The 24780-nt window shown below is 34.2% G+C and carries 15 protein-coding genes and 1 tRNA gene; 4 read left to right on the top strand and 12 right to left on the bottom strand.

Translation table 11 applies throughout. The features are described from left to right. The first annotated feature begins 44 nt into the window (after positions 1–44). The 3 genes from DCS95_RS10330 to DCS95_RS10320 all read left to right on the top strand — a co-directional run bounded on the left by DCS95_RS10330 (position 45) and on the right by DCS95_RS10320 (position 2539). Positions 45–404 (top strand): BlaI/MecI/CopY family transcriptional regulator, encoded by a 360-nt coding sequence (locus DCS95_RS10330; protein WP_116770693.1) that lies wholly within the window; start codon positions 45–47, stop codon positions 402–404. A 144-nt stretch (positions 405–548) separates the two neighbouring features. Continuing rightward, a complete protein-coding gene (locus tag DCS95_RS10325) occupies positions 549–1880 on the top strand; it encodes a M56 family metallopeptidase (protein ID WP_164674166.1) in 1332 nt (443 codons plus the stop codon). A 506-nt stretch (positions 1881–2386) separates the two neighbouring features. Then, positions 2387–2539, top strand: coding sequence for an SsrA-binding protein (locus tag DCS95_RS10320; protein WP_116770691.1), 153 nt, complete (start codon positions 2387–2389; stop codon positions 2537–2539). On the opposite strand, the gene DCS95_RS10315 is transcribed toward DCS95_RS10320, so the two are convergent. Further along, positions 2536–3048 (bottom strand): adenine phosphoribosyltransferase, encoded by a 513-nt coding sequence (locus tag DCS95_RS10315; RefSeq protein ID WP_116770690.1) that lies wholly within the window; start codon positions 3046–3048, stop codon positions 2536–2538. The two genes, DCS95_RS10320 and DCS95_RS10315, sit on opposite strands and share 4 nt — an antisense overlap. A gap of 76 nt (positions 3049–3124) precedes the next feature. Here DCS95_RS10315 and DCS95_RS10310 point away from each other — a divergent pair. Next, positions 3125–3198: transfer RNA gene (locus DCS95_RS10310), tRNA-Arg, on the top strand. Between the two features lie 19 nt (positions 3199–3217). On the opposite strand, the gene DCS95_RS10305 is transcribed toward DCS95_RS10310, so the two are convergent. The 11 genes from DCS95_RS10305 to DCS95_RS10255 all read right to left on the bottom strand — a co-directional run bounded on the left by DCS95_RS10305 (position 3218) and on the right by DCS95_RS10255 (position 24775). Then, complete coding sequence (locus tag DCS95_RS10305; RefSeq protein ID WP_116770689.1) at positions 3218–4420, bottom strand: glycoside hydrolase family 88 protein; 1203 nt, start codon at positions 4418–4420, stop codon at positions 3218–3220. A gap of 9 nt (positions 4421–4429) precedes the next feature. Further along, positions 4430–6007 (bottom strand): solute:sodium symporter family transporter, encoded by a 1578-nt coding sequence (locus DCS95_RS10300; RefSeq protein ID WP_116770688.1) that lies wholly within the window; start codon positions 6005–6007, stop codon positions 4430–4432. Positions 6008–6091: 84 nt separating this feature from the next. Continuing rightward, complete coding sequence (locus DCS95_RS10295) at positions 6092–6970, bottom strand: inositol oxygenase family protein (protein ID WP_116770687.1); 879 nt, start codon at positions 6968–6970, stop codon at positions 6092–6094. Between the two features lie 153 nt (positions 6971–7123). After that, entirely contained in the window at positions 7124–11155 is a 4032-nt protein-coding gene (locus tag DCS95_RS10290) for a hybrid sensor histidine kinase/response regulator transcription factor (RefSeq protein ID WP_116770686.1), read from the bottom strand. Between the two features lie 73 nt (positions 11156–11228). Next, positions 11229–13067 carry a metallophosphoesterase family protein gene (locus DCS95_RS10285; protein WP_116770939.1) on the bottom strand — a complete coding sequence of 613 codons (1839 nt, stop codon included), beginning with the start codon at positions 13065–13067 and terminating at the stop codon, positions 11229–11231. A 10-nt stretch (positions 13068–13077) separates the two neighbouring features. Continuing rightward, positions 13078–16068, bottom strand: coding sequence for a glycosyl hydrolase 115 family protein (locus tag DCS95_RS10280; protein WP_164674165.1), 2991 nt, complete (start codon positions 16066–16068; stop codon positions 13078–13080). Beyond that, positions 16046–16993: a phosphatidylinositol-specific phospholipase C1-like protein gene (locus tag DCS95_RS10275; RefSeq protein ID WP_244178439.1), complete on the bottom strand. Its 948-nt coding sequence runs from the start codon at positions 16991–16993 to the stop codon at positions 16046–16048. Before DCS95_RS10275 ends, DCS95_RS10280 begins: the two co-directional genes overlap by 23 nt. A gap of 131 nt (positions 16994–17124) precedes the next feature. Further along, a complete protein-coding gene (locus DCS95_RS10270) occupies positions 17125–18426 on the bottom strand; it encodes an alpha-L-fucosidase (RefSeq protein ID WP_116770683.1) in 1302 nt (433 codons plus the stop codon). A gap of 3 nt (positions 18427–18429) precedes the next feature. Then, complete coding sequence (locus tag DCS95_RS10265; protein ID WP_116770682.1) at positions 18430–20751, bottom strand: GH92 family glycosyl hydrolase; 2322 nt, start codon at positions 20749–20751, stop codon at positions 18430–18432. Between the two features lie 11 nt (positions 20752–20762). Next, positions 20763–22814, bottom strand: coding sequence for a glycosyl hydrolase 115 family protein (locus DCS95_RS10260; RefSeq protein ID WP_116770681.1), 2052 nt, complete (start codon positions 22812–22814; stop codon positions 20763–20765). Positions 22815–23125: 311 nt separating this feature from the next. Next, on the bottom strand, positions 23126–24775 hold the full coding sequence (locus DCS95_RS10255; RefSeq protein WP_116770680.1) for a RagB/SusD family nutrient uptake outer membrane protein: 1650 nt from the start codon (positions 24773–24775) through the stop codon (positions 23126–23128). Positions 24776–24780 lie beyond the last annotated feature (5 nt).

The following is a 24780-nucleotide window of genomic DNA, read 5'->3' as shown; positions in this document are numbered from 1 at the left end:
TAACTACAAAAATAGTTTATATTAGATGTGTAAACATTTTAAATATGGAAAAACTTACGAACAAAGAGGAAGAAATCATGAAAATTCTCTGGCGCTTAAATAAAGCGTTTGTCAAAGACATTATGGAAGAAATAACGGAAAACAAACCGCACTACAATACACTTTCTACCATAGTAAGAAATTTAGAAGACAAGAAATTTGTAGGCTTTACAGCTTATGGAAAAACACATCAATACTTTCCACTGATAAAAAAAGAGGATTATTATAAGGCCTACGTAAATAAGGAAATGGTGGGGTACTTTGACAATTCTTATAAAAACATAGTTTCTTTTTTTGCCAAAGAAGAAAAAATATCTGTGGATGAATTGAAGGAAATAATCAACCTCATTGAAAACGGAAAATAAATGGAAGATTTTTGCTATTACCTACTAAAGTCCAGCTTTGTTTTAAGTCTTTTTTACATTATTTACTACCTACTATTAAGAAAGGAAACATTTTTCAAATTCAATAGGTTCTTTCTACTGTTAGGTTTATTAAGCGCTGTGTTCTTGCCCTTAATTTATATTACAAACACTGTAGAGCTTCCTACTCAAGATATTTCTGGTAACGCAAATAGTATTGATTTACTAAATGAACAGGACGGTTTAGATACTATATCTCCATTTACCATTATACTAGCTTTCTATATTTTGGGAACAAGTTTTTTTCTGACCAGATTTCTATTCCAACTAATTACATTAAAAAGAATCATTAAATCCGCAATCCGTAAAGATGATGCAGGTTTTAAACATGTTATCACCACAGACAAAGTAACTCCTTTTTCATTCTTTTCAACAATCATATATAACCCCAAATTACATAGTCAAAAAGAGTTAGATACCATTATTTCACATGAAGAAGTACACGTACTACAAAAACATTCATACGATGTACTTTTAATGGAGATTTTTACAGCACTACAATGGTTTAATCCTATTGCATGGCGCTATAGCACGGCTATAAAACAAAATCTTGAATTTCTGGCAGATACAGACAACAAAGAGATTAAACAAAATAAAAAAGAATACCAATATGTATTACTAAAACAGGCAACTGGCCAACAAAATTTATCAATCATTAATCCTTTTTTTAATTCATTAATCAAAAAACGAATAGTTATGATCAATCAACAAAAGTCAAAAAAAGTAAATCTGTTTAAAAGCTTTTTAATAGTTCCATTATTAGCATTGTTTCTTATTAGCTTCAATACCAACAATATTTATGTAGCGGAGGGTACTACCCTATCAAAAAATACTATTGAAATTCTAATAGATAAAAACACCACAGATGCCGAACTAATAAAAATCAAAAAAGATCTAGCCAAAGAAAATTTTGATTTTTCATATACCACGGTTAGAAATAAAAAGATGGAAATACAGAATATTTCATTGGAAATAACTGGAGGAAGTAAAAGTAAAGGCGAAGTAAGTAGCCGTTTTAACTCAGCTTCGGATAACGATACCATTGATAACATTTATATATTTTTAGACACTAAACAAAATAGTATTTCCATAAACAATGCAGATGTAAAACATAAGGTCTCCTCTTCTAAAAGCGATGTCATAAACAATAAAGAACAGATATCGATAGCAACCTCATCATCTGGGGATTACGATTTTAAAATTTCTAAAGAGACTGAAAAAGACTTTAAGTTTACAACAAATGACGATGACAAAGAGCCATTGTTTTATGTAGACGGTAAAAAATGGGATTCAAAAGCAGTTTCTAATTTAGATTCAAGTACAATTGAATCCATGAATGTATTAAAAGGTGAAAGCGCTAAAGCTAAATATGGCGAAGAAGGTAAAAACGGAGTTATTGAAATTACTTTGAAAAAATAATATCTAAAAATAGCTCCTGTTTTCGAATGAAATCCGAAGTAATGTCTACTTCGGATTTTGCTTTAAATGACGAAAATGAACAAAACTTACGATATTGAACCATTTGCCTTCTACAAAATTGTATTTTCAATCAAAATACCCCTTGAATTCCTTCACTTAAGAATCGAATACACATTTTTAACTACAAATTAAAACAACTTTATAGAGTACAAATTTCTTATTTAAATTGAATTCATCATTTTACTTATAAATTCATAGTCAATTACAATAAAATAACGCAAATTTCTTGCCTGAACATGTAGACTATAATACCTTGTGTGAACAATCAATAACAACAACTAAAACCACATTTATGATAGCCTTAATTAAACTTATAATTGTTTTCATTTTCAGTTTAATAACAACCTTGGTACTTTAATCAGGTAAGATTTAATTCTTTTGCCATTACCATAGGGCGACATGAACAATACCTCTGATAATTATGTATTTTTGTAAAAATCAATACATTGAAAAAGAAGTTCTACAAATTTATCGCCAAGCTTAACAAAGCACTATTACCTTCATACAGTAAAAAACAATTAGACCTTTCTAAAGCAAGTAAGCTACAAATGGCTATAATAGGATGGCGCTATTTTATAACCACTAAAGCACTCGATTAATAGGTCAATAAAGATTTCACCTGATAATCTGCTATTTTAGAAACGCCTTCAAGAAAAGATAATTCTATTAAAAAGTTACACTGTACAATAGTACCACCTAGTTTTTCTACCAATTTGCAAGCTGCACTTGCCGTACCACCTGTTGCCAGCACATCATCATGAATCAATACTCGGTCTCCTTTAGTAATACTATCTGTATGGATTTCTAAAGTATCGGTACCGTATTCCAAATCATAAGTTTCACTTAAGGTTGTAGATGGTAATTTACCGGGCTTACGAATAGGTACAAAACCTGCATTTAACTTGCTTGCCAATATAGGACCAAAAATAAAACCCCTACTCTCCATACCGACCACTTTATCAATCTTTTGATCGTTCAGTAATTGCGCTAATGCCTCGGCAGTTTGTTTCAGCATTTCTGGGTTTTGCAACAAGAGGGTTATATCCTTAAAAATGACTCCTTCCTTTGGAAAATTAGGCACATCTCTAATAAAGCTTTTAAAATCCATTTAATATTGTGTTCTTAATTTTGTGGTAAAAGTAAAAAGAAATATATTTGCACCCCGCTAAGGGAAAATTAAAAATGGCCTCGTGGCGCAACTGAATAGCGCATCTGATTACGGCTCAGAAGGTTACAGGTTTGAATCCTGTCGAGGTCACAACAAAAACCCCATATGATTATGGGGTTTTTTTATGCTTGCTATTTTCTAACCTTAGCATCAATTCTAAAAAATAGAAGTCTGCATAGTTAATTGACACATCCATCTCATCCTTTTTAGGCCAATTGCCAGTACTATGTTTTAAAATAAAAGGAGCTTCTTTTTCAGGCGATAAAATATATTCATTGCTCTTTAACGTTCTCATTACAAGCTTTGAATAATCTGAATACAAACTCTTGTTCGTAAAAGATGTTAATTCAACCAATGCTGAAGCTACGACAGTAGCAGCAGAAACATCTTTTAGCGCATTGGGTAAGCTTGGATCATCAAAATCCCAAAAAGGAATTCCATCATCTGGCAAGTTTTTGTGTTTCAAATAAAATTCAGCAGATTTTTCCGCTTGTTCCAAATAAACGGGGTTGTTAGTATATCTATAACACATAGTAAACCCGTAAATACCCCAAGCCTGTCCTCTAGCCCATGAAGAACTATCATTATAGCCTTGGTGCGTAACTTTATCAATTACATTACCAGAGACAGTATCATACACAATTACATGAAAACTACTGTTATTATCCCTAAAATGATTTATTAGGGTTGTATTGGCATGTTGTACAGCAATTTTATGAAAAGCACTATCTCCCGATATTTTAGTAGCCTCAAATAAAAGCTCTAGGTTCATCATGTTATCTATAATGACCGGATACTCCCAAATATCTTTATTAAAGTCCCATGAACGTATACTGCCTACCGTTTCGTTAAATCTGGTTGCCAACGTACCTGCACTCTCGAGAATCACATTTTCATAATGTTCATTTTTGGCAACTTCAAACCCCTCACCAAAACTGCTATATATTTTAAAGCCCATATCATGGGTACCATCATTGAACTTTTCTTTTTCAATATAAGCTGTTACATCTCTTGCTTTTGACTTAAAAGCTTCATTTTCTGTTAACTTGTATAACTGCCAAAGGTTACCTGGGTAAAATCCGCTCGTCCAATCTTTAGGTGCTACTTTAAATATCTTATTTATCTTGGGGTCAAAACTTCTTGGTATAGACACAGAATCTACAGGGTAATCTAAAATCTTCTGATACCGAATTTGCAATAGCGAATCTACCGGAAGAATTTTTGCAATTTCTTTTTTGTTGGTATTCTCTTTACAAGAAAGCAGGACTAAAATAAAGAATACACCAAAGCCTTTTACCCATAATTTACCCATAGCAAAGTCTTAATTCGTGCCCAATAGCACATAAATTACAATTGTAATAATACACAAAATTATTGCCATCGGTTTTGTGTACTTCCATTCTTTCATCTCTACAAAATCATGTGCTTCTTCTTTAATAGCTTTCTTGTTCGGGTAGAAATAAGAAACTGCAAACATTACCAACATGTTCAATACAAATTCTATTCCCCATATATGCACAAAGTGAATGTCTACTTTAAATATAAAGGTTGTCAAAATATAGAATAACAAACCTATGAGCAAGGCTACTTTAGCTGCCATGGCCGATATCTTTTTTAAAAAGAACCCTGCCAACATTATTGATGCTATGGGTATAAAGAAAATACCATTGAGCTGCTGTAACAACTGATAAAGACCGTCTGGAGCATTGGCTACCATTGGCGCTACCAAAATGGCAAATACCGCAAGTATAGTTGATGTCAATTTGCCTATTCTCACCAACTTTTTATCGCTTGCATTTTTACCGAAATGTCTTTTAAAAACATCTATACTAAATATGGTGGCAGCACTATTTAAAACACTATTAAAAGTACTTAGCACAGCACCCATAATTATGGCTGCAAATACCCCAACAAAACCAATGGGCAATACTTTTTTTACTAATTCGGGATAAATCATATCTTGATTATCATACATGGAATCTCCAAAATAATAGAAAGCAATTACCCCTGGCAAAATTATTATTATCGGTACCAGTATTTTTAAAACTCCTGTATATAGCAGTCCTTTTTGCGCTTCAACCAAATTCTTCGCACCTAATGCACGTTGAATAATTGTTTGATTCATACTCCAGAAATATAATTGATTAATGATCAATCCCGTAAAAAGTACTTCAAATGGCAAAACGGAATCCTTAGCCCCAATGACATTAAATTTTTCTGGACTGTGGTTAAATACTTTAGACAAACCTTCAAAAGGATTGCCATCACCAATACCTACCAGTGCGATTATAGGTATTGCCAAACCACCGATCAATAATCCATACCCGTTAATCGTATCTGAAATAGCTACAGCTTTTAAACCTCCAAATATGGCATAAACAGATCCTAAAACCCCAATACATACTACTGTCACCCAAAGGCCTTCTTCTTTGGTAACATCTAGAACTTCAGAAATATTAAATATACTCTCAATATTTATGGCTCCGGTATAAAGTACAATTGGTAATAACGTTACTACAAATGATACCATTAAAAATAACGCTACCAACGTTCTGGTAGTACTGTCAAACCTAGTTTCTAGATACTCAGGTATTGTGGTCAGCCCCATTTTTAAATACTTTGGCACAAAATAGATTGCGGCAACTACCAATGCCAAGGCCGAAGTAACTTCCCAGGCAATAATAATAAATCCGTTTTTGTAAGACGAGCCGTTCATACCTATTAAATGTTCAGTTGAAATGTTTGTCAACAACATTGACCCGGCAATAACAACACCTGTTAAACTTCTTCCACCAAGAAAATAACCGTCTTTTGAATCCAGTTTTTCTTTTCTCAGTTTATACCATGAGTAAAGTGCCACAAAAGCGGTAAAAGCAATAAATGTAATAGCTGTATACATATCGTTAGTTGGTTTAATAAATAGATGAAGGCAAAAAAAATGCCCTAGTAAAAATGCTAGAGCATTGCCAAACTCAAATAAAAATTAAAAACTCAACTTTTCAGGTAGGTATTTCGCTACCAGTTTTTTATAATATGGAAGTAATTTTTTCGCATCTGGCGGTACTGGTGCTTTAGAGTATAGATCATAAGGGTTGAATTTCTTGACCCACTCGAACATTTCAATGTCTTTTGCCGTCATTAAATATGTATAATCATTTTCTCTATGTTGCGAATAAAAAGAATGATATCTAATCATATATAGCGCAGGTTCGGGCAAATAATCTTTCATTATTTGGTATAGATATTCATCATGTCCCCAGCTCATTTTCACGTTGTCCAGTCCGCAATTTGGCTCGTAGATACCATATTTGGTATTATATCTACTGTCTGTGGCATCAGGATTTGCGCTAAAGAATTCCGGATATACGATTTTATCGGAAAAGGCACAGCCAACAGGGAAGGTATCGCCCACAACAGCCCATTGAGGCTCGCCGAACAGGCAGAGAATTTTTCCTAGATCATGAATAAAACCTGTAAGCACAAACCAATCTGGGTGACCGTCGGCCCTTATAGCCTCTGAAGTCTGCAATAAATGTTGTAATTGATCTAAATCAATATCCGGGTCACTATCGTCTACCAATGTATTTAGAAAATCAACGGCTTCCCAAATAGACATTTCTCTCTTATTAAATTGCAGAAATTCCTTTTCCTTTTCAACTACAAAGTCATACGTTTGAAATTCGTGATTTATTTTATAAAATTCTTTGACCGTATCTAACCTTTCTGAGTCTACATAATTTCTAAACTCTTCTTTTTCTTTTGTTGGCTCTTCTGGATCAGGGTATCTCTCCAATAAATTATCTTCCCAATCATCAATGTTATCCATAGGATGATCCTGATTGTTGTTCAACGCTTTTTTCATAGAAGTTGATATTAAAGTTTTGAATAAGTTGATTTGTTGTTGTTTTGACAGTTGAACTATCTACATGCAATTTATAGTATAAATATTATAATTTGATGGATAAAACAACCATAAATATGGATTTAACAGCTAACTACAATAACATAAACTATTCTACTTCAATAATTTACTAGGAGGAAAACCAAATTGCTTCTTAAAACACCTACTAAAATATAGTGGATCATTAAACCCAACTAAATCGGTAACTTCAGACACGTTATATTTTTTTGTTTTAAGTAATTTGGCAGATTTCTTAAGTCTAATTGTGCGTATAAATTCATTAGGTGCCAGATCGGTAAGTTCCTTTATTTTTCGGTATAACTTTGAAGAGCTCATACCTAATTCTTGACATAAATAATTAGTGGACAAATCAACATCATCAATATGCTCTTCTATGATATTGGTGATTTGATCCATAAGTTCTCTGTCTATTGGTGAATGCGTAAGTAAACCCACTTCACTTTCTACCTCATCTGAAAATTTTGCCTTAAGTTCTAAACGGGTTTTAATGGTATTTACAATAACCGATTTTAATAACGAAGGATCAAAAGGCTTAACTAGATATGAATCTGCACCAACATCATAACCTTTTACTTTATCTTCATTTTCAGATAAAGCTGTAAGTAGAATAACCGGTATATGGCTTATAAATTCATCGTTCTTTAGTTCGTTGCAAAATTCGAGTCCGTCCATTACTGGCATCATTACATCTGCAACACATAACATGGGTTTAATTTTTCTACAAAGCTGTAAACCTTCTTTTCCATTTTCTGCCTCATAAACCTTATAGTAGGCAGACAAGTAGTCAATAAGATATTTTCTTAGTTCAATATTATCTTCAATGACCAAAACTTTATCCTTGATCTCTGTATTTGTAGTCTTTCTTTTTGCAGGAACAAATATTTCTGGCTCATTTACCTCTTTATTTGAAATAAATTCAAATACTTCTTTCTTGGTATAGCTTTCTCGGTCTATAGGAATTTCAACTGTAAACGTACTTCCCTCATTAGGTTTACTTTTAACGACAATAGTACCTTTATGTAATTCAACCAAAGATTTTACAAGTGAAAGACCAATACCCGAACCTGTATTGTTTTCTTTACTATTTGTAGCCTGATAAAACCTGGTAAAAATCTTTTCTTGACTTTTAAGGGGTATACCGATACCATCATCACTTACTTCAATAACCAACGTATTTTTATTATTTTCCTTAAGCTTAACAAAAAGATCTACGTGACCATATTTGTTGGTAAACTTAATGGCATTAGACAATAAATTATATAAAATCTTATCGAACTTGTCTCGGTCTATCCAACCAAACAAATTTTCCACTTCACTGATAATATTTAAATCAATTTGCTTGTTAAAGGCAAACTCCTTGAAGGAATCAAATGTATTGGTGGTGAACAATAATATATCTGTTTTGGACACCTTTAGCTTAAGTTCCCCAGTTTGTGCCTTTCTAAAATCTAAAACTTGATTTACCAAGTTTAAAAGTCTACTAGCATTTTGATGAATTAAATTGAACCTGCTTTTCTGATATTCGCTACTATTATCATTACTTTCTTCCAAAAGCTGTTTTGCCGGTCCCAAAATCAATGTCAAAGGCGTTCTTAACTCATGTGATATATTGGTAAAAAAGCGAAGTTTTTCGTTATTTAGTTTAATATCGCGCTCTCTATTTACTTTTTCAGTAACCAATTCTTGCTTCAACCGAAGTCTATTCTTCATTTCTTTTCTAATGAAGTATATAATCAAAATTAAAAGGGCAAGAAATAAGAATAATGCTTGATAGGTTAACCAAAAAGGAGGTTTTATGGTGATATAATAAGCATTTACATCACTCCAAAAACCGTCGCTATTACTTGATTTTATTTTAAAGGTATAATCACCAGGAAATAAATTTGTGTACTGTACCGTTCGGGAATTACTGGTTGTTGAAATCCAATCTTCATCAAAACCCTCTAACATATACTCAAACCTATTCAGCTTTTCCTTTACATAAGAAGGAGCCGAGAACTGAAGCGAAAAATTTCTGTTTTTATATTCTAAAGTGATATTCTTAGTATCATTTATATCTTTTATCAATGGAATTTGACCGTTAATCTCAACCCCTGGTTCAATTTCCTCATTCTGAATTTTAAACTCAGTAATCATAGGGGTTTTAGCAATTTTATTTTCGCTAATGGCGTGAGGCGAAAAATATATGATACCGTTTTTACCCCCTAAAAATATATTTGAATCATTGAAATTGTAAAAACCACTGGAACTGAAAACATCTAATCTATTGCCACTTTCAACGTCGTAAACGTTATGACTTTTTAAATCGGATTTTAATCTGGCAACATTGTTACTGTTCATATTAAACCAGATATCACCATTAGCGTAGGTAAGCATATCTGTTATCCACTTATCACTAAGTTCTGCTGGTTCCTGCAGAGGCTTAAACCTTTTAATATCAAAATCAAATAGACTAAGACCTTTTCTTGTGGCTGCCCATAAACGCCCTTCATTATCGAACATGATATCGCTTACATTATCATGAGGCAGTCCAATATCTGGTGTAGAAGTTGATGAATAGTATTCAAAAACATTTTTATCCTTAAGATAATTCACCACACCTGTCTCAGTAGCAAACCAAATACTAGAATCATTTTGCTTTACAATTTCATTTATTTGATATCCTTTTAAAAACTGGTCTGTTTCAGTTTCATTCTTAAGGCTTGTTGTATTTAAAATCATTACCCCTTCACCAAAAGATCCTATTAAAAGTTGATTTTCAGAAAAGGTTTCAAAAGCAAAAATTGGTGACTGTTCAAATCCCACCGAAATTACTTTAGAGGAATTTTCCCTATAATTATATACCAGTAGTTTACCATTCCATAGACCACAATAAAATGTAACGCCATCTATAGAATAAATACTGGCGATATCTTTTTGGTTGTTATAAAGTGGTAAAAAAGCATCTTCGTTTGATATAAAAAGTCCGTTGTGTCTAGTAGCTACAATAACTTTATCATCATAAGTTTTACTAAAACCTCTAATTCTAGGCACTTGATTATCTATATGTAAAGAGATATCCTTATTACTATTAAATTGATTCTCAAACGGATCGTACTTATCCAAACCATCTTCAGTACCGATCCATAACACACCAGACGAATCAAAGAACAACGCCGACACCTGGTTATCTACCAAAGAGGTATCATCTGTAAGTACTGAATAATACCACTTATAATCACCTTTTTGAATATCTTCCAATTGATTGCAAACTAAAAGTCCGCCTAAAGTACCTATCCAATACTTGCCATCATCTGCCTGGGTAACCGAAAGAAAGTAAGGCCCCAGACCATCCTTAATTTCTGTATCCTCTATTTCTAGATTTAAAAATTCATTAGAAGTTTTGTTCAACTTATACAGGCCCTCTCTAGTACCTATAAAAATATCGGATTTTGCATCTTCGTAGATAAAATTTAAATACGGATTCTTTTCAGTTGAATTTGGAATTGAAAGCGTATAAATTAGTTTTTGGGAAATTTCACCTTCAGCATCAAGAATTAATTTAGCAACACCGCCAGATTCGTAACTACCGATCCATATATCACCATTTTTATCTTCAACAATAGCTTTTATATAGTTAAAATTTGCAATTTCAACCTTTTTAAAGTTGCCGCTTTCTACGTTTAATATATAGAGCCCACTATTCTTTGTACCAACCCAAACTCTCTTAAACTTATCTACAAAAACAGACCTTATTTCCCCTTCGGGAAGACTTTGTTTATTATTCTCATCTGGCAAATAGGTGTTAAAAGTGTGCGTATCTGTATTGTATAATGAAAGTCCGTCTCTTGTACCGATCCATAAATTATTTAATTCTTCATCTAGAACTAACGCTGTAATATCATCATTATGCAGATTAGTTGTATCGCTAGAACTTAAGTAAGATTTAAATTCATAGCCATCAAACCTATTTAAACCGGCGAAGGTGCCTAGCCATAAAAACCCGTGTTTATCTTGTACAATATGCCTAACGGCATTATGAGACAAGCCACTATCATCATTATAATGCTCAAATTTTATGTCTTGTGCAGTTACACTTGCAACTAGCAAAATAACACTTATAATTATGCATAAAAATTGTCGCATGTAAGCTATTTAATGATTTAGTTAGTTTGGTTGTTTTAATTCAAAGGTCTTGAAAAATACAATTTTTCAATTCTCAAGGTAACACTCTTTCTATCGACCCTTCAATTAAATCAATTTTAAAATGATTAGCGGGTTTACCATTTAAGCTTTTATCAAATATTATTGCCCAATTACGATAAGCCTCTTTTTTAGATGTAAGCATTTGGTTACATAGCTCTTTATACTGTTGTAAGCGAGCATCACCAATATCTGTAAAAGCCAATTCATCTGCACTTCTTAATCTATAGAAATCATAAACCATATCAAAACCTGTCCAAGTTTTAAAATCTGCTTTCTTTAGATTAATACTATCCAATACAGCATCGTTAATTTCTTGTTGCTCTAACTGTTCTAATAAAAGCTCTTCTCCTGTTTTGTGTATAAAGTCGTCCACAAATTCTTGCGACCAATCATCTGGCAAAAATCTTAACCTGACCAATTCTTTTAAATGCCACTGTGTAAACTTTCTATAATTTTCAGAAGATAGTATGTCTTTGTTCCAAATATGAGTTGCAGTAATACTTTTTAAATAATCATGTTCTTGCTCATATAATGAAAACAAGGTTTTAAAATTTTTAGCTTTCTCTATAACTACTGTTTCAATATCAAAGTTAGTTTTAGTTTGTATGGTCAACACTTTATATGCCGGTTCGTATGCAGCAAGCGAAGGTGTTTGTATATTAAATAATGAATTTCCCTTTGCACTTTTGTAAACACCAGTATCATTGATATGCATATGACCCCCAAAATGAACTTGAATACCGGCATCAGCAAAAACTTTGGCCACTTCTTGTTTTGGCACCCGATGTAGCTGCATTTTGTTACTTCCAAAAAACTGCATCATTTCATAAGATGCACCATCATTGAAATCTACCAGAGGGTAATGGCTAAAGGCGATTAAAACCTTATTCAAATTTTTGGCTTTATTCGACACCCTTTTTACCCAATCAATTAAATGCCGTTTTTGTAAAAGCACATTATTATAGCCAACACTTGCCCCTTCAAAATTATTGGCGTTTTCAGTTATATTCGTCAACTCCTTTTTAGGCAAATAAACATTGGCATCAATTGCCATAAGCCAAACACCGTCAATAGGTTCTACTAAATAACTAGCGTCTGGGTGTTGGTTATACTTATCAATAAAATAGGTTCTATTTTCTAAAACGGAAGCCTTTTTCGCTTCATCTAAAGTATAATCAGCATAAGAATAAGTAGAAAAAGGAGTTTCCCAATACACATATTCCTTCTGCGGATAAAACCCAAATGCAGACATTTCATTTAGAATATCTTTGTATCCCCACTTCTTTATTCCATTGGTAATTATTGGCATAAGTTGCCCTGCAACTGAATCATTACTATTATTAGTTACACTGGTTATAATCTGTTCTTTACCACCAACACCCAAAAAATCGGTCTTACCTGCATCATGTGCAAATGGCTTCACCGGATCATGATTACCTGTGGTAGCAAAAAATAAAATTCCGTAATCGTCGGCATATTGCTTCAGAATCTTACGCAATCCCTTTACATGAATAGGTTGACCATCATCACTAAAATCACCGGGCAAGGCTACAAATTTTATACCCTTGGCTACAATATCATCTAAAGCTTCAATAAAGGCAAAATAGTTTTCATTGAATATTCTGGTAGACTGCAATTGTGCACTCATGGTTCTTATATTTACAAAGTCGCCCGTTTTGGGGTTTTCAATGCCTTTGTAATTTGCATCTTCAAAATGCGCGTAAATGTCTTGAAAGTGTGCATCTGCAATGAAAGCAATTTTCACCTCCACAGATTCCTTATCCTTTTTAACATCACAAGAAAGTATCATAAACAGAAGCACAACAAATAGAAATCTAGAAGGAAGCTTCATACCTAACACCTTATTTTTTCACTGTTTCTTTTGGAAAAGCATAGCTTTTTTTCCATCCTCCCAAATCTATTAAAACCTGATCTATCATTACCCCTGGGTCTACCATCCATATTTTTAAAGTGTGCTTTCCGGCTTTATCAACAATTTGTTTCACCGACTGTACCGATGCATTTTTTAGCACATTACGCTTCCATTCATCACTGCGTCCTTTGGTTTCAAAATCTACCAAAACAGGTAGCGCATCATCAATGGAAACTGCGCATCTAACACCAATACCGGCATAGGGAGCGTGGGTAGGCACTGCCTGTAAATTTACACTTGCCTCACCAAAATTAAAAGTATGAAAATCATATTCTAAAACCGGACTATTCATTTTAATTTCTTCCAAATCAACCAAAGGTTTGGCAGTTCTAGGTAAAGCGGTAATTACCTTATTAGTATATCCCATACCTTCAATGAGCTCCCAATTAACTTCTTTACCATCTTTTTTACGGGTATAGTTCTCAGCATAAATAGAAACATAACCTTTATCCTCTACAAAACCTTTGTAATGTTCCAATTCGTCAAATTTAGGATTATAAGCAGATACACCTATTGTAATGGTTTCATCATCAGCCTTAAAATCTATAGCACTGTTCACCTTATAACTTGGTGGAATCAATTGAAAATCATGACCTAAAGGGGCTTCTTTTTTGTTTTCTCCCTTTGGTACTTTACTCCAATCGATACTGACCCATATTCGCTTTTCGAAATGTTCATCATCTAAGGTTCCGTTACTTTCTGATAATCTTATATAATCTGCCCTTGGTTTTGCTTCCCAATTAATAGCTCCTTTACCCTTTTTAAAAACATCTATAAAATAAGTGCTATTGGTATAGCTATTAAACACTGGTAGAACATCTGCATAGCTATTAATAATTTCATTATTAACTTCCATTTGGTAGCCTTCTAATGCCAAACCAATACTGGCTTTTCGCTCATTAACAATAGTGGACATGGCTGGCTTTGCAAAAACCGGAAGAAAACGTGGAGCCATGGTCATGATATGATTCCACTTGCCATTTCGTAGCGTTTTGTTATAATAATCTGTCTCTTTTACAATCCGATCAAAGGCTTCATTAGATAACTCTCCGTATCTATTAGCACTTTGCCTTCCCTGTTTCGCCGTAAATTTATTCTTATAATTATAAAGCCATTTTTGATTCAATTTAGATGCGCCGATAACCGGATAATACACCAATTGATAAAAAGCATCTTTTCTATGCGCCGGTATTTCTTTGTACACTTCTTCGGTAGTATCTATCAATTTTTGATAGCTTTCTATGCGATTTGTAACCTCATCGCCATAATGATATTGTGTTAATTCTGTTTCTCCTTCTTTGGTTACCGGTTCCACCTGACTCCATGCCATAAATTCTGGTCTTCTTATATATGACAAGCGATTATTTTCAAATAACAAATTGGTAATTGTAGATGCCGCAATATCTGTAAACTCTCTTGAAACCCAATTCTGGGTATGTTTTTTTACAGATGAACTTTCTTTAAAATCATCTATATTCCAAGCCATATCTAAAAACAGTTCAATATTATATTCGTGCGGTTTAATATCACCACAGTTCAAAATCCATATATCACGAGATTGAAACTCGTATGCTTTAGACATTTCTTCCCACATTAAAACCGGGTTGGTTGAATTTAACCAGAGATAATCATGTGGTCTTCCCCAATAAGAAGTGTGATAATATACCCCAGCACCACCAGACCTTTTTTGTTCTTTCGGATTGCTTAATTGACGTATATACCCATAATTATCATCGGTCCAGACAAGGCTTATATCTTCAGGTAATTTCAGTCCGCTTTGGTAGTAGTTCAACACCTCTTTATAGGGTACAAAAGCTTGCGGAATAGTTTTAGGGTCTATTTTAATTTCTTTTTCTAAAATAGCTCGCTGATCTGTAATTACACGCTCCAATAAGCTTACCTGTGCATCTGTATCGTCTTCTCCAACAATCATGGGCGAATCGTGTTCTCCACGCATACCCGTAGTGTAAATACTCTCGAATTTTGCGGTTTCCTTTGCTCTTTTTGTAAAGAGGTTTTTAATGACCGTAGCATTAGTGTCGTACCGATACTCACCCATTACATCATGCTTCCATTCAGTATTGATATTGCTCAGCATCGGCTCTGCATGCGATGTACCTATAACAATGGCATAATCATCTGCAACGAATTTATTCTCTGGATAAGAATAAAACGGTTTCGTGCTTGAGTGCATTGCCGGCCAAATGGTATTTGCCCTTAAACGCAATAAGAGTTCGAAAACCTTCGCATAGGTCTTAGGACCAATATCACCCGTTTCTTGCTCATAATTTAATGCGGCCCAACGTTGTAACCCCCAATCTTCATCATTCAAGAAAACCCCTCGATATTTTACGGAAGGAGATTTTGATACTTCTTTTACGATAGAAATTGAGAGTGACTCTTTTTTTGTAGGTGTAACATCTGCCCACCATTCCCATGGAGATATACCAATTTTTCTGGATATTTCTAAAATACCGTACGCCGTTCCCCTGCGATCACTACCCACTATGACCAAAGCTTCCTCAACTCCTGGAACGGGATTTTCAACTATCTGAAGTTGATACCGTTCCCATCCCTGTTCTATTTCCGAAACATTGATTTTACCATTGGCTATCATTTTATCGATCCATTTGTTACTACCAATAGTACCCGCAATAATGGTATTACCTGAAACGTTATTCGAGTTTGACACCACAGGAATTTTACCGGTAATTTTCTCAATATCCGTCGCTAATATGTTCGATGCTATACTAACTACTGTAGCATCTTTTTTATCGATTAATATGGATACTTTACTATTCTTACCAACAATTGTAAAATCTGATTTTGACTGCTCTTGTGCATTTATTAAAAACACTTGAAAGCCAACAAATAATAGCGTTACTATTTTACAAAAGTTATTTTTTCTTAATTCTCTCATATGTTCCATCTTCAAAAATCACTTTATAATCAGAATCAAATAATGTAGAAGGTTTATAATAATCGGTAGAAATTACTTGTGCTCCAGAAGCTTTTGCCTTTTCAAACTTTTCATAATCATTAGTTCTAGCTTCTTTAGTACCGGCATCTGCTCTAGTACGTACCATATACCCTTTGGATACCAATTCTTTTATATATTCAAAATCACTGATAGGATTATTAACTATTCTAAAACCAGCTTCAGGGTTACCTTCTTTACTATTCACAAATAGAACTCTTCCATTTAAAGATTCGTGACCTACCAAATAGTCTTGTATTCGATTTTCTTTTTCGTCCAACACAAATAAAAACTTTCCTTTTGTGCTATTGATGTTAGGCCATCCTTCCGTTAGTATAGCCTGCTCTAGAGTTTCAAAATCACCTCTAACATCGTCAGGTACAATTAGCTTACTTGCAGGTAGCACACTTTTTATTTCATCATCTAGTGTGTTTAAAGCATTTTTATCAAATGACAAAGGTTCTCTTGTTTGGGCTACCTTTTGGTCTTTGGTATTTATTAGTATAATTATAGTCGTATGACCTGCATTATTATCCGACCAATTTTTTAAAGCGGTCAATGCATCTTTGAACAAAAGGTAATGACTTCTAAAGTCAATATCTTGTATATGAAACAATTTAAGACCCGGTTCATTTAGTTTCCTCTCCACATCAAAAGCCAAAGGTTCTTGATCTAGAGATTTTACTATTTCCAACCCTTTAGGGTTAGAAAAATGACCACCCTCTGGATCATAGAACACATCTAATTCTAAATTGCGCAATCCTAATTCCAACTGCTCTTCCAAAGGAATGTGAGTGTATTGCAATCCTTCCATTTTATTAGGTTGCACGGTATGCAAATAATCGAACAAAGAGGATTCTATTGCCAATTTATATGAGTTATGACTACCTATTACTTGAATATCGTTTAAGGTAGTTTGCTGGCTTTTACAGCTAGCTATGCAAAAGAAAATACATATAGCCAAGCAGTTTTTTTGATACATCATACTTCTATTAGCTCTCAGTTATTTATAAATTCTACATTCGTTATTTTAACCACTATAGGGTTTGGCCAAACTTTATCGTTATAGAGACGTTGCGCTCTACTTATTGAAATTTCCAATAAGTCTTTATGTTGAATATATCTTGATGTAGGTGTGTTTTCCGGCCAATACTCTACTACTAAATCATTCTGCCCCAGAACCGAAATATTCGTGTTTTTAGTGGCTTTCATGTTTTTGAGCAAAAAATTTCTCCTAAAACCTTTAAACCAATCTTTTTGACCTGTTATTAAAACATATGCTGTATTATCATCTTTATCTTTGGTAAACCACATATCGCCATCTTTTATACTAGTTGGCACTGTTCTAACATTCTTTATACTTTCATTGTTAACAAACATCCACAAGCCTATTTCTCTTAATCGTTCTTCTTGCTCTATGGGTATTTCGCCATTTGGCTTAGGACCAATATTCATTAAAAAATTTCCGCCCTTAGCCCTAATTTCCACCAACTTTTCAATAAGCTCTGTTCCGCTTTTATATGTCTCATTTGTAGGTTTATATTGCCACTGCGTACCCATAGTCATACATGTTTCCCATGGACCTGGTAAGGCGGCATTGGGAATGTTTTGCTCTGGAGTTTCCATTTCCCCTCGAGTAACAACAATATTGGGATCCAATGCATGTACATATTGAACAATTGGTTCTGTTTCAAAAGCATCAAAAAAGATAACATCTATGGGACTAAACTTCTCCACAAGCTCCTTAACCTGTTTTTTATCATAGTCCAGTAATTGTGAGTTTTCTGTAATCTGGCTCATTTCTCTTTTACGAGATATAAGATTGCCTTGTTTATTAAGAAAATTAAAGTCCTCTGGAGAAAAATAGACACCTACTTTGAGACCGTGTTTACGTAAAGCATCAAAAAGTTCTTTGGTAATATCCTTACCATATGGGGTATTCATGATATTAAAATCTGTCGTATCTGTATCCCACATACAAAAACCATTATGATGTTTAGTAGTGAAAACAACATATTCGGCGCCAGAAATCTTAAACAGTCTTGCCCATTCATCAGCATCGAATTTATCTGGATAAAAAGTTTTTGGCAATTCATTAAAATACCTATTAACATATTCATCCGAAGCCCCAACCAAGGAATGACTTATAACACTACCCAATTGAGAATCAATGCTCCAATGCACAAAGATTCCGAACCCCATATCCATGAAGTCCTCTTCAAGCCGATTATTGTTCTTTAATTGCGAAAAGACAGATGACGCTGTAAATACTAGAATAAATATGAACCTAAATTTTACCATCCGCTACTTTTTATTAGTCATTTTTAAAACTAATTCTCCACCTTTAACAACATCATCATGTTTAATACTACTGCCTTTTAATAGCTCTCCATTAAACTCACCTTTAGATACAAATACATTTTCATCATTGTTGTTATCGGCTTTTATGGTAAAGGTTCCCCCTGGGTAATATTCAGGATTTAACTGTATACTGATTTCGTTAAAAATAGGACTCCCTATTTGATATTCTGGATTCGCTTCTGTACCACCGTTCATTTGAAAAAGACCGATTTTCATAAGTACTGCCAAGCTGCCCATTAAACCTTGATCTTCATCGCCGTTATACCCAGTTGAAGGTGATAAGCCGCCAAACACTTTTTTTACAACTTTTCGCGACCAATATTGTGTTAAATCCGGTCTTTCTAATTGATGAAACACAAAAGCTGTTTGAATTGAAGGTTGATTACCAAAATTGATAGGTATTCTACTATACTCCGGATGTAGTTCTAACGCATGAGAAGTACCTGCCGTAAAACCTAAATCTTCAGCAGTTTTAAATTGTTCGTTCAACTTTTGAACAGCAACATCTTTACCACCCATTAATTTTGCCAGACCGTTTAAATCATGCGGTACAAACCAAGTTGACTGCGCTCCATTAGATTCTATGAAACCATCTTCTAAATGATATGGGTCATAGTCGGCTTTCCAAACTCCATCTACATTTTTGGGTCTCATCCAACCAATCTCTGTATCAAATACATTTTTATAATTGGCAGATCTTTTCAAGAAATAATTATAGTCATCTTCATGACCCATTTTTTTGGCTAATTGCGCCAAAGTCCAGTCTTGGTAAGCATATTCCATTGTTAAACTTGCCCCATCTTGATGACCTCCAAATTTACCTTCTGGAATCGGATAAGGAACATAACCTTGTTTCATGTAGTATTTAAAACCACCTCCAAAATTTGTAGTATGCTCATACCCGGCTTTTTCCATTATACCACCAGCTAAGTGATTTTTCTTTAAAGCTTGATATATACTTTCCAATTCATCTACTATTACGCCTTTTTGTATAGCCGTTACCAGAAAAGGCGTTGCACTTGCACCGGTCATCACATAAGTATAATTACCACCTGATGGTCCACGAGGTATGAGTCCGCCATCTTTATAATACTGCATTAATGAATTTGAAAAATCATGCATTATTTCAGGATACACTAATCCCCAAAGGGTGTTTAATGTCCATTGTGCTCCCCAAAAAGAATCTGAATTAAAATGATTGAACATAGGCTTGCCGTCAGTATTTAAAGGTAATTGCCCTACCCTAAAAGAATCGCCCGTATTATCTGGATAAGCCCCGTTGACATCATTGATAATTCTTCTACCTTGTAATGCGTGCCACAAATCTGTATAAAACCTTCTTTGATCGTTTTCAGACCCGCCTTTAACGTCAATTCTACCAAGCAAACCGTTCCATTGCTCTTTAGCCTCGCCCTTAATATTATCAAACTGCCAATGTGGTAATTCTGTAGTTATATTAAGTTCTGCGTTGGCAACAGAGGTGTAAGAGATACCTACCTTCATTAAGACATCCTTCTGTTTAGCATCTAGTATTACGAGGAAATTACCTGTTTCATCATCCTTTTCAAGGGAAGATATTTTAGTGTCTAATTTTACTTTAAAGTAAACCGTTATTGGTTTTGGACGTCTATGCGTAGGCGCCATAATAACGCTGCCGGAAAGTTCATTTTCTGAGTTTTGCTCTAAAACCCCATCGGTATTGCTACTAGGTCCCAACAAAGTATTTAAATTAAAAAGGATCGCTTTTTCCTCCGAATTATTAGGGTATTTATAATGATGTAAGCCAACTCGTGTTGTACTTGTCAATTGAGCGTCAATTTCATACCTATCTAACCGAACTTGATGGTAACCCGGTGCAACAATTTCATTAACATGATTAAATTTTGAGTAGAAATTTTTAAAAATGGCACTTTTACTATCCTTATTGGTGGTAACGGGCATTACCGAAATACCGGACATTTGCCATGCGTGAATATGGCTAAATCCTTTTATAGTATCTGTTTTATATCTATAACCACTGCCCCAAGCGCCACCAATTTGTGTATCTGGACTTAGGTTGACCATACCAAAAGGTCTACTGGCCGAAGAAAAATAAAACCATCTAGAATTTTCTGAATCTAAAAGCGGATACACCTTTTCGGTATAATCAATTTTTTTCGCGCTGTCTTTTATAACTTCTTTACGCTGTTCTTTACATGCACCTATAAGTAATATTGAAATGCTTAGTAAAACAACATTGTTTTTTAATATGTTAGCAAATGTCATTCGTTTCAATTTTAAAGTGTCATTTTATTAAGATTAGCTTCAATTGCACTAAGCATTTCATAGGTAGGAAAACCATTATTTTGCCTTCTATTCGCAATAGCATACCAATTTTTCCATTTATCATCGATATCACCAGAACTTCTGCGGTCTAAGATGATATCTAGTTTCTTTTTTGCTGTTGGCAATAATGAAATAGCCTCATTTAGGTATTGTATATCTTTGGTTGTTTCAAATTCCTTTTTAAGCATCGCCATTTTATGCAGCTCTATTTCAAAACCTATTAAATCTGAATACAGCTGCGCAGGAAGTAGAATATATGAGTGATAAAAATTGTCGTTCTTATCTAAAATTTCATACCCCAATTCCGCTTCTGAAAGCGATTTTTGCAATACAGCATTTACCCTTTTCACATTCTCCACATCACTGATGACGCGATCATAGTCGTAAGGAACGGGAGTTTTTCCTGGTCTTTTAATTGGAGCGTTAGATAGGTAGGATACCGCTTCCCTTATTTCCCATAAATGTTCTACATATCCTTTTCTTCCTTCTTGTGCTTCATTTAGGAGTTTCATAGACTTAACAGCATGTAATGCTGCTTTCGGTGTAAAATATTGTTCTGTCCAATCTTTATAAAAGGTATCGGCATGAAAAGCATCTGGATCATAACAAACCTCACTATACGCAACTAGGTTCAACAGAAACGGTCTAAAGTTTTGCCCATTGACCAAGCAATAATTATCCGCATCATATTTCTGAAACATTTCTTTCATCACAGATTCAACCTTCTCGGGATATGGATTGTGAACAGTATGGTTTAGCCAATAACCAGCATGCATGTACGTACCAAAATCATACCCATCAGTGGTATTTGGCAAATGTTCAAATTCACCAAAGCCATGATCAGACCAAAGAACTGTCCAATCTTTAGGAGGTCTAAAGCCGTTGTTCCACATTTCCATTCCATCAGAATAGCACACTAAAACCTTGTTAGAATTGGGTTTATACTCATCTACCAATGCTCCAAAAGCTTCGTAAACTTCATTGAACACTTCAATTTTGCTTTCACCACAGGTACTCTCGTATTCCCAGTCCCATACTTGGTGGCGTGGCCTTAGAATAAAAATGTCGGTTTTCGCTAATGGAGTATGTTCAAAATAGTAGCGCCAAGCTTTTAGCCAATCTGCTTTATATTCTTTCCAGCAATCTGCCTTATCAGCATCCAAAGGATGAATTTGATATCCTAGGGCAAAATCTACCGCTACTTTCATACCCTTTTCATGTGCATAGTCAATCATTTTATCCACATAGTCGATGTCTATTTGATAATCTGGTTTTAGAATCTTGTATTCTGGTCTTATAAAAAACTCTGGTCTGCCCAACATATCGAACAATTGAATAGAATTGTAACGAAGGCGTACCAATGAGTTGATCATTTCTGTATAACTTTCCCAGTCATATTTCAATAGTTCGCCTCTATAATTGGCAAGCTCATCTACATCATTCTCAAAATATGTAAGAATAGGTACTTTTGGTGCCGCTATGGTTTTCGGTAAAAAATTCAATAAATCTTCAACACTTTTATTCTCAGGTAATTTTCCGGTCCAATATTCTAAAGGGTCTACGCCCAATATATCCTTAGAGAAATCATATATCGCGTATTGAAAACCTTGTACCTCAGATCCAATAATAACAATGGCATCATTTTCACCATAAGTATTTTTAGCCCAAATACCAGCACCTGGTTTTAATCTTGATATTTCTATTTTACCTTCAGAAACCATGTTTTCCACAACGGTATTATTATCGGGAGTTCCCAAAATAAATACCAGGGCATTTTTTGGTATCTTAGAATTCTCTTTAACAACGATCACTTCTTCATCTAAAACTTTCTCTAAATCTTTTTTTAAATCTTGAATCGTTGACGTTTCTATTTTATTGGCATTATTACCCTCAATTAAGTATACCGCCGAAACATTTTCAGCTTTGCCATTACACCCCATGCATAATGCAATACTGACAAACAGTAATAAGAAGTATTGTATTTTACTATATTTTTTAATCATTCGTTTAGGTCTTTCTATTAAATAGAAGTTTTGGGTATTTTAATCACGTTCATTTAAGACTAAGTATCTTAAAAGGCATTTTCAACTATAATTTGATTAAGAATTTAGGAACTGGAAAAAGAAGGCTAATCTCTGTAATAAGTTCAACAGTAGTATTAAATCATAAATACTATATAGTTAAGAATGAAAAACCTTACTACTAAATTCATCTATTTTCGTGCTATTGTAAAATACAGGCAGGTGCAAACCTGCCTATATCAACACAAAGAAATAAAACTAACTTCTTATCTATTATTGTAGTTCCTCAATTCTTAATAACCAGGGTTTTGTTCTAAAGAACCATCTGACAATTGAAGTTCATTAGCTGGTATAGGTCTTAATAAATGCACACCGGCATCAAAAGAACCATGATCAATAACATGCGGGTTATAGAGATCTATACGTTCTTCTAACTTACCGGTACGTTTTAATACCGCCCATCTATTCTCTTCGCCTGCAAGCTCTACTGCCCTTTCGTTTAAAATATCATCAATAGTTATAGAGGTATATTCATTTGCTACACCAGTTGCTCTTTCACGAACAATATTTAAATGATTTAGTGCAGATGCAGTATTACCGGCACCCAAATAAGCTTCAGCGGCTATTAAATGTGTTGCCGCAACCCTAAATACAAATGTATCTCTTGCACCATCAGTATCTTCGTTAAAATCTTGATCGTCAAACTTTTTAAATATTGGGAAATTGGTTCTTTCAATATTCAATGAGTATAGGTAATTCACGCCCGGCACATCTTCAGGTAACCCAAAAAGATACTGGTCTGGCTGATATACCCAATAACGATCTAAACGCTCTGCAAGCTCATCTGCGTCTAATGCATTTTTAGGATAGTACACAATGGTATCACCTGCAACAATATTATCTGGACCATCTGGCTCATCACTATCGGCAATAATGGCACGGTGAATCGTAGCATCTTCTCTTGTATCGTTATCGGCGAACAAAGAATAAAAGAAAGGCGTAGGCATTGCACCAAATCCGCTTACCCCGTATGGAGTGGTAGTTCTATTTACGCCAGGATAATTAAATACCTGATTCATAAATAAAGAGTGCTTATTATTGCTTTTATCGTCGGCCAAACCACTGTTACCATATTGAATTGCAAACAATATTTCATCATTTTCTTGATTACTATAATCAAAAACTTCTGCAAAAGATTGGCTGCGAATATCATAATCGCCTATAGCCTGCTCAGCTAAAGCTGCAGCAGTGTCAAAATCAGCAGAACTACCTTCAGCGGTATACGCTCTGGTTAAATATACTTCTGCCAACAAATGTTGTGCAGCGCGTTTAGATATTCTTCCTGTACTAGGGTCATCTAATAATAATGGAATAGCCTCTTCTAAATCTGAAATTATTTGTGAGTAGGTTTCTGCTTCGGTCGATCTAGCATAGTCTGTACGAATAGTCTGTGCTTCTTCAAGCTCAATAACTACCCCACCGTACTGTTGTACCAAATTAAAATAAGCCAAACCTCTAAGTGCTTTTGCCTGCGCAATACCATAATCCCTAGCTCCTAAATTAGCATCGCTCCAATTTATCTGATTTTCAAATCTGCTAATTACACTATTAGCCTTACCGATAACACTATAGTTATTAGACCACACTGCCAAACCTTCACCAGAATTTAAATTAAAATAATCATTGGTAGGTGAAAAAGAGAAAATTTCACTTTTACTGGTAAAGATATCCGTACCTAAATATTGAAAAGTATATTCTTTGTAGACATCTCTTAAACTGCTATATACCCCAATGACCAACTGATCTGCATTGTCTTGTGTAATAAAATTTTCAGATGTGATATCTGAATATATTTCTTCTTCTAAATAATCATCGCAAGCATAGCTCAGCGAAAGCATAACCAAGAAGACCGTTATAATCTTTATATATTTTAATAGTTTCATCTTTT

The organism is Maribacter litoralis (assembly GCF_003075045.1).
GTDB classification, from domain to species: Bacteria; Bacteroidota; Bacteroidia; order Flavobacteriales; family Flavobacteriaceae; genus Maribacter; species Maribacter litoralis.
The sequence above is the reverse complement of the archived record's forward strand: the minus strand, read 5'-3'. Positions and strand labels throughout refer to the sequence as shown.

Coding starts and splice junctions, on each gene's coding strand:
- DCS95_RS10300 (WP_116770688.1), bottom strand. CDS start 6,007: ATGTATACAGCTATTACATTTATTGCTTTTACCGCTTTTGTGGCACTT.
- DCS95_RS10295 (WP_116770687.1), bottom strand. CDS start 6,970: ATGAAAAAAGCGTTGAACAACAATCAGGATCATCCTATGGATAACATT.
- DCS95_RS10270 (WP_116770683.1), bottom strand. CDS start 18,426: ATGGTAAAATTTAGGTTCATATTTATTCTAGTATTTACAGCGTCATCT.
- DCS95_RS10265 (WP_116770682.1), bottom strand. CDS start 20,751: ATGACATTTGCTAACATATTAAAAAACAATGTTGTTTTACTAAGCATT.
- DCS95_RS10255 (WP_116770680.1), bottom strand. CDS start 24,775: ATGAAACTATTAAAATATATAAAGATTATAACGGTCTTCTTGGTTATG.
- DCS95_RS10330 (WP_116770693.1), top strand. CDS start 45: ATGGAAAAACTTACGAACAAAGAGGAAGAAATCATGAAAATTCTCTGG.
- DCS95_RS10290 (WP_116770686.1), bottom strand. CDS start 11,155: ATGCGACAATTTTTATGCATAATTATAAGTGTTATTTTGCTAGTTGCA.
- DCS95_RS10305 (WP_116770689.1), bottom strand. CDS start 4,420: ATGGGTAAATTATGGGTAAAAGGCTTTGGTGTATTCTTTATTTTAGTC.
- DCS95_RS10315 (WP_116770690.1), bottom strand. CDS start 3,048: ATGGATTTTAAAAGCTTTATTAGAGATGTGCCTAATTTTCCAAAGGAA.
- DCS95_RS10260 (WP_116770681.1), bottom strand. CDS start 22,814: ATGATTAAAAAATATAGTAAAATACAATACTTCTTATTACTGTTTGTC.
- DCS95_RS10285 (WP_116770939.1), bottom strand. CDS start 13,067: ATGAAGCTTCCTTCTAGATTTCTATTTGTTGTGCTTCTGTTTATGATA.
- DCS95_RS10280 (WP_164674165.1), bottom strand. CDS start 16,068: ATGAGAGAATTAAGAAAAAATAACTTTTGTAAAATAGTAACGCTATTA.